This window comes from Pseudoduganella sp. jia 9 (genome assembly GCF_055502615.1).
In genome coordinates, this window is record NZ_JBUPWE010000040.1 from 1 (window position 1) to 7,511 (window position 7,511).

Here is a 7,511-nt window from a genome sequence, read left to right on the forward strand (position 1 = left end):
TAAAGCATGCCGCCAGCGTTCAATCTGAGCCAGGATCAAACTCTTCAGTTCAATCTCTGTTGTCCGACATTGCTGTCGGGGTCACTCACTCAAGATACTGACGAATCATCCGAAGATGATTACGTTTATTTCTTGTGTAAGCGTTTGATGCTATATATTTTGAGCTTCCGGACCGAAGTCCGGGGCACATCACATCAAACGCCCACACTTATCGACTGTTGATTGTTAAAGAATTCTGCCCTTGAAGGCTTGCTGCGGATCCGTGAACTTTCGTTCGACCCCGCGACAAATCGTTGTGTTTGTCAGCAGCAGAGAGATGAGATTATGCGATGTTTCGTGCAGCTCGTCAACCCCTCAGTTTGTATCGCAATGTTGCGTCAGCGATTCATACTACCTGTCGCATCGTTTCGTTTTCACGTCTGCGTTGCGGCAGGGACGGAACTATAGCAAACGGCAAACCGCTTCGCAAGCCCAGCGACGCGATTTTTAACGACAAGGTATAGTACTTAGCAACTTTTGCGAGCTCATCCATGCAACCTCCCTCCCTTCTGAAGATTTGTGCCGCGTTATGCGCGGTTTATTCCGTGGCTGCCACTGCGGCTGAGCAATTGGCCGATGTGGTCGTCATCACCGCTAGCCGGATGGAACATGCCAGTTTCGAATTGCCGGCCGCAATCGACGTTATCGATGCCGGCCGTATTCGCGACGCGCAACTGCGCGTGAATGCCTCCGAATCCCTGGTCGCAGTACCTGGCCTGGTGGTGCAAAACCGCCAGAACTACGCCCAGGATCTGCAAATCTCGTCACGCGGCTTTGGTACCCGTTCCGCCTTTGGCGTACGCGGCGTGCGCCTGATTGCCGACGGTATTCCGGCAACGATGCCGGACGGCCAGGGCCAGGCGGCAACGTTCAACCTGGACCGTGCGCAGCGCATCGAGGTATTGCGGGGTCCGTTCTCCGCACTGTACGGAAACCACTCCGGCGGCGTCGTGCAGCTGTTCACGGAAGACGGCAGGGAGCCGGCATCGGCTGAAATGTCTGTCATGGCCGGCAGCGATGGCCAGCGCAAGGTCGACCTGAGTACACAGGGGCGCGAGGGCAAGATCGGCTACGTCGTCGACGTCTCCCGCTTCGAGACCGACGGTTACCGCGACCACAGCGCGGCGCGCCGCGACCAGCAGTTCGCCAAGCTGACCGTGGCGCCCGACTCCCGCAGCAAGCTGACGCTGGTGGCCAGCAGCCTGCGGCAGAAAGATACGGAAGACCCGCTCGGCGTACAGTGGGCGACCTATGAGCGCGACCCGCGCGCCGGCGAGATCGATCCCACCGATACCGAAACGACGAAACGCACCTATGCGGATCGCTATAACACCCGCAAGAGCATCGATCACCAGCAGGCTGGTGCCAGCTACGATATTTATTTCGGCGAAAATCGCCTGCATCTGATGGCGTACGGCGGCAATCGCGAAGTGGTGCAGTACCAGTCCTTCTCGCGCGGCTTCCAGGCGCCGGCGACGCATTCCGGCGGCGTGATCGACTTCGATCGCAACTTCTATGGCGCGGCCATCAACTGGACGGATGTCCGCCGATTCGACCAGGGCGTACTGCGCACCACCGCCGGCCTCGATTACGACCGCTCGACGGACGACCGCCAGGGCTTCGAGAATTTTGCCGGAACTCAGCTCGGTGTCAAAGGCGCATTGCGTCGCGACGAGAAAGATGTCGTCTCGAACGTGGATCCTTATGTGCAGACGGAATGGCAGAGCGGGCCATGGCGCCTTACTGCCGGCGTGCGGCACAGCCGGGTGAAGGTCGAGGTCGACGACCGCTTCCTCGGCAACGGCAACGACAGCGGCGATCTCACGTTCACCCGCACTACGCCGGTGCTGGGCGCCCTGTACAAAGTGACGCCCGACCTCAACGTCTATGTCAGCGCCGCGCGCGGCTTTGAAACGCCGACGCTGAACGAGATGTTCTATTCGGGTTCGGGCGATGGCTTCAACTACAGGCTGCGTCCGGCGCGCAGCATGCACGTGGAAGCCGGCACCAAGATCCGCCTGGGCGGGAACACCCGCGTGGACGCAGCGCTGTTCGAAGTCCGGACGCGCGACGAAGTGGTGGTGGATACCTCCAGTGGCGGCCGCACGAGCTACCGCAACGCCAGCAAGACGCTGCGCCAGGGGATCGAAGTATCGGTCGACTCATCCTGGGCCGGCGGATTCTCGGCCCGCGCCGCGCTGACTGGCTTGCGTGCCGTCTACGACCAGGCGTTCGGCAACGTGGCCGAGGGCAGCCGCATGCCTGGTGTCGCGCGTACCAACGCCTATGGAGAACTGGCGTGGAAGGACGCTGACGGCCGCTATGGCGCGGCGATCGAGGCGCTTGCCAACGGCAAGGTCTATGCGGAAGATACGAACCGGGAAAAAGCCGCGCCGGGATATGGCCTGCTCAACCTGCGCTTCACGGCCATGCAGCCGGTTGGCGGCTGGCGGCTGAAGGAGTTTGTCCGCCTGAACAACCTGCTCGACAAGGGCTACGTCGGTTCGGTCATCGTGGGCGAAGCGAATAAACGCTATTACGAAGCGGCGCCGGGCCGCAACTGGCAGGCGGGGTTCAGCGCGCAGTATCTGTTCTGATGCTGTTGACGGTACAGGTGCTGTACCGTTCCCCTGCCTCGAACGTCACGTGGACGGGAAGGAACTGGGCGATCACTTCCGCATTGGTGATCGCGTGCTGCGACACATGATCGAGTGTATAGCTGCCGCCGCCGGCCAGCGCGAGCGGCAGCATCAGCTGGTCGCCCAGGTGTTCGCCTACCGCGGCGCCGGATGCCAGGTAGCGCTTTGCTTCCAGGGCCGCATCACCGGCCACGTCTTCGGCACGGCGGCGCTTCTCGCCGACCGACGAAAACACCTCCGTCACATGCTCGCTTTCCAGCACGATCAGCAGCGCGTTACCCGGCCCCTGGTCGTTCGATAGCGGATGCGAGAACAGCTGGTCGTTCCGCCAGTGCAGCGCCTTGCCGATGCATTCGAGCTCGCGCTGCGCAACCGATAGCGGGATCGCTGCCACGTAGGCGTCGGCCCGCCCTGCCCTCAGCGTGCCGCGCTCCGGCAAATGCAACTGGCGCAACTGCGCGCATGGCCAGATGGCGGCACATACTTCGCCACCGCCGTTTGGATAAAAACCGAAGCGCTTCAACTCGAAGTCGACCTGGGCCCCCATTGCCTGCAGCATCCGCACGTAGGCATGCTCAATGAAGTGTGCCGGTGGCGCTTTCGGATTGTGGGTACCGCCGCTGACCTTCACTACCGATGGCACATCCGCATGCAGCAGTGCGGGGATCAGTGTCTGGAGAACCAGCGTCGCGCTGCCGGCGGTGCCGATGGCGAATTCATGAACGCCGCCCTTGATGCAGCGCGGCGTGAAGGCCAGCTCGGTGGAGCCCACTTCCGCATGGCTGACGTCCGCGTTGCATATTGCTGCGGCAGCCCGCACCGCCATCAGGTGCTGCCGCATCAGGCCCGGCTTCGGCCGGTTGGCGCGGATGTTCCGGATCCGGAACGGCTGCCCGGTGATCATCGACAGCGTCAGCGACGAGCGCAGAATCTGCCCGCCGCCTTCGCCCGTTGAGCCGTCCAGCTCGATCATTGCATCATCCTTTCACGCAGACCACCTGCTTCAACGTATGCACCACTTCGACCAGATCGCGCTGGGCATGCATCACGGCGTCGATATCCTTGTAGGCCATCGGGATCTCGTCCACCACGCCTTCGTCCTTGCGGCATTCGACGCCCTCGGTCGCGCGCGCCTGGTCTTCGCGCGTGAAGCGGCGCTTTGCCTCGCTGCGGCTCATCGTGCGCCCCGCCCCGTGGCTGCAACTGGTGAAGCTGTCCTCGTTACCCTTGCCGCGCACGATGTAGCTGCGCGCGCCCATCGATCCAGGAATGATGCCCAGCTCGCCGGCCCTGGCCGACACGGCGCCCTTGCGCGTCACCAGCACGTCCTGGCCGAAGTGACGCTCTTTCTGCACATAGTTGTGATGGCAATTGACGGCTTCCACATGCGTCTCGAACGGTTTCCGGATGACGCTGCGAACGGCCTTGACCAGGTTCTGCATCATGACCTCGCGATTCATGCGGGCGAATTTCTGCGCCCAGCCCACTGCTTCCACGTAGTCGTCGTAATGCTGCGTGCCCTCCTTCAGATAGGCGAGATCGCGGTCAGGCAGGTTGGCCAGGTGGGTGCGCATATCCTGCTGTGCCAGTTCGATGAAGTGGGTGCCGATCGCGTTGCCGACGCCGCGCGAACCGGAGTGCAGCATCAGCCACACGGCGCCTTGCTCGTCGAGGCAGACTTCGATGAAGTGATTGCCGGTGCCTAGCGTACCCAGGTGCTTGTAGTTGTTGGTATGCCGCAGTTTCGGCGTCTTGGCGCAAATGACGTCGAACTCGTCCTTCAGTTGGGACCAGGCGGCGTCGACGGCGGAAGGCGGGTCCTGCCAGGAACCCGCATCGCGCCCCTTGAAGCCGCGGGTTTTAGGCGACAGGCCGTGAGGAATCGCCTTTTCGATCGCACTGCGCAGCGGGCCCAGATTGTCGGGCAGGTCGTTGGCCGTCAGCGTGGTCTTTGCCGCCATCATGCCGCAGCCGATGTCGACACCGACCGCGGCCGGTATGACGGCACCCAGCGTGGGGATGACACTGCCGATTGTCGAACCCTTGCCCAGGTGGACATCGGGCATCACCGCGATGTGCCTGTAAATGAAGGGCATCTTCGCCGTGTTCACCAGTTGCTCTTTCGCCTCCGGCTCAACGGGCACGCCATGCGTCCACATCTTGACTGGCCGGCCGCCCTTCACTTCCATGGTGTCGTAATCTGTGCTCATGCTAGTCTCCTGCCGGCATTATGTGCGATCCGGCAGGAGCGGCGCACACGATCAGTAACTGCTGAGCGCCTTGCCGAACTTGAGGAGCCACAGGCGGCTCGGCCGTTCGGCATCGGTACCCCGCGCCACGCGGATCGTGTTAGCGGCATTGCAGCCTGGCGCAGCACCGGTAACGATCGTGCCGGCGGCATCGACACTGCACTTGGTAACGTCGGCATCGGCCACTGTCTCGCCGGATGGTGCAAAGACTTTTGTTTTCAGGCCGAAGTCGTTGTCGTTGGCGATCGCCAGGGTGCTCGCATCGACGACGGTAAGGCCTTCGGCCTTCTCGGCCAGCCAGCCGATGGCATTCAGGTCGAGCAACTGTGTCTTCTTCAGCGGTACCACCTTCGACCAGTCCGCGCCATTGACGGCCGCGCCGGACATCGAGCTCTTTTCGAGATCGGATGTGTCGGCATTGAACGGGGCAGCGGCTATATCGGTCGCACCGCCGGTTTCAACCAGCATCAGCTTGTTGAACACTTTGCCTGCCGGATCAGCGCCCTGTTCGATGACGATGAACTTGCCATTCCCCAGCGCGACCACGTCGCCCAGTTTCGCGTTGCCGGTACGGCCGTCCTGGTAGTCGGCGGCCGCGATCGGGTAGGCGTACATCTTCGTTGCCGCGCCGGTTTTCGGATCGAATTCCACCCAGCGGGTGAAACGCGCGAAGCGTTCGACCTGTTCATTCTTTCCGGTGACGGCATAGGCGGCACTACCGTCGGACAGCGGGCTTTGCAGGAAACCATGCAGTTTGTCGGTGCTGCTGTCCAGCGTCAGGCCTTCCATCCCCCGATTGGCGCGGCGCTTGGCGAAGATCTTCGGCAGCCCGGTACCCGGCGCATATTTGTTCAGGATGATGCCGGTGGCGGCATCGACCTTGACGATGAATGGGCCGTATTCGTCCGAAATCCACAGTGCGTTGCGTGCCTTGTCGAACGCCACTGCTTCGCTGTCGATGCCGTTCGCGTCGAACCTCGCCTTGCCGGCTGCATCGAACTTCATCGCATCCATGACCGGGATCTCGGCGGAATTGCCGAGCGAACCTTCCGGAATCGGCAACCCGCTGGCGTTGACCGTAGCGGAAGCCTTGATCGGCATGGCCGAGTTCAGCACCGCTCCCGATTTGCCGACGGTGATCAAGCCGATCGATGGCGCGAACGACGGCGACGGGAAAATCTTGCTGCCGGTCGTTGCGGAACCGCTGAGCGATGGCACATTCGGGCCGTCGCCATTGGGTCCGCGGTCGGTCAGGCCGTAGAATTCCAGGTCGCCGCTGGCGTTGGTACCCTTGAATGCCAGCGCCGAGCCATACGATGGCAGGAAGCCAAGCGGGAAGTCTTCCTTTGCCTTGCTGCTGCCTTCGTAAGGAATGTGGAACTTGCCTTCGGCCTGGATCTGGTAACGCGTGACGCTGACCTCGACCGCGCCTTGAACGAATTTCTCGACAGCCGGCGCGTTGAGCTTCGATGCCAGCGTATCTTCGAAGTGTTCGCGAACCAGCATGCGGCGGCTGTCATCGATCGTACGGACGGCGTATTTTGCACCCGCGGATGCCAGCAGCGTAGCGAGCGTCTTGTCGAAAGTGGCGGCAGGTTGGGTGAAGTCGAGGCTTTTGCCAGCCAGCGCGGCACGTGCATCGCCTGAAATCCGGATGCCGTTCGAGGGATCGCCGTCGTCGTCCAGCAACTGCAGCGCGAGCAGGCGATTGATGACCTTGATGTCATTGACGCCGGTGACGCCGGCCAGTTGCAGTGGGGTGACTGTCGCAGCACACGCGGTACTGCCCAGTGAAATACCGCCGAGCGTGAAATTGACCGTATCGCCCTCGGTACACGTGAACTCGCCCTTGCTACCCGTTATCGCTCGCGCCGCTGTCCCCGCCACATACTCCGCGCCCTCGACCGCACCGTCGAGAAACACACCGCTGACCTGCGGTTTCGCAGGAGCAGTAACAGCTGGCGGATCGTTGTCGCCGCCACATGCAGCAAGTAAAACGGCAAGGGATAACAGCGAAAGATGGGGGAGCTTCATGCGGGCCTCTTCGAATGAAAAGGCGCAGTCTATGAGACCGGCATGACCTGGCGATGACAGGAAGCTTTTTCAAAACCTGAGCACCAAGGCTTGAGTCCCCGCCAGAGCGACGTCGGGCAGTGCACGGCGGAGCACTAAAACCCGGGACCGAGCTCTAAGTCCGAGGCGTAATGCAAAATATGAAGCACAAATGAAAAAAGCCCACCAGAGTGACGTCGGGCAATGCCCGGCGGAGCACTAAAACCGAGGCCTGCAGCCCAGTCCGCGGCACACAGGAAAGCATGCGTTCAAATGCGAAAAACCCCCGCCAGCTCACTGGACGGGGGTTTCTCTATATAACAGCCTGACGATAACCTACTTTCACACTGGTTGCAGCACTATCATCGGCGCAAAGTCGTTTCACGGTCCTGTTCGGGATGGGAAGGGGTGGGACCGACTTGCTATGGTCATCAGGCATGACTTGTACGATCGATTGCTCTCGATGGAGCAGCAATCGATCTCAATCCGGAAGAAGTAAAGCGAGGGTAACTCTCATCAAAGAGTAAATGCA

The 7,511-nt window shown here is 61.4% G+C and carries 4 protein-coding genes and 1 rRNA gene; 1 reads left to right on the forward strand and 4 read right to left on the reverse strand.

Going from position 1 to position 7,511, the window contains the following annotated elements; genetic code table 11:
• Positions 1 to 584 precede the first annotated feature (584 nt).
• Positions 585 to 2,636 carry a TonB-dependent receptor family protein gene (locus ACY34H_RS29965; RefSeq protein ID WP_464981045.1) on the forward strand — a complete coding sequence of 684 codons (2,052 nt, stop codon included), beginning with the start codon at positions 585 to 587 and terminating at the stop codon, positions 2,634 to 2,636.
• Here the strand turns inward: ACY34H_RS29965 and rtcA are convergent.
• The 4 genes from rtcA to rrf all read right to left on the reverse strand — a co-directional run bounded on the left by rtcA (position 2,614) and on the right by rrf (position 7,415).
• The gene (gene rtcA / locus ACY34H_RS29970; protein WP_464981046.1) at positions 2,614 to 3,651 is read right to left on the reverse strand and encodes an RNA 3'-terminal phosphate cyclase; all 1,038 of its coding nucleotides are present in this window, start codon (positions 3,649 to 3,651) and stop codon (positions 2,614 to 2,616) included. The two genes, ACY34H_RS29965 and rtcA, sit on opposite strands and share 23 nt — an antisense overlap.
• A gap of 4 nt (positions 3,652 to 3,655) precedes the next feature.
• Complete coding sequence (locus ACY34H_RS29975; protein WP_464981047.1) at positions 3,656 to 4,888, reverse strand: RtcB family protein; 1,233 nt, start codon at positions 4,886 to 4,888, stop codon at positions 3,656 to 3,658.
• Positions 4,889 to 4,939: 51 nt separating this feature from the next.
• On the reverse strand, positions 4,940 to 6,850 hold the full coding sequence (locus tag ACY34H_RS29980) for an esterase-like activity of phytase family protein (protein ID WP_464981048.1): 1,911 nt from the start codon (positions 6,848 to 6,850) through the stop codon (positions 4,940 to 4,942).
• A 452-nt stretch (positions 6,851 to 7,302) separates the two neighbouring features.
• Positions 7,303 to 7,415, reverse strand: a 5S ribosomal RNA gene (rrf, locus tag ACY34H_RS29985).
• Between the last annotated feature and the right edge of the window lie 96 nt (positions 7,416 to 7,511).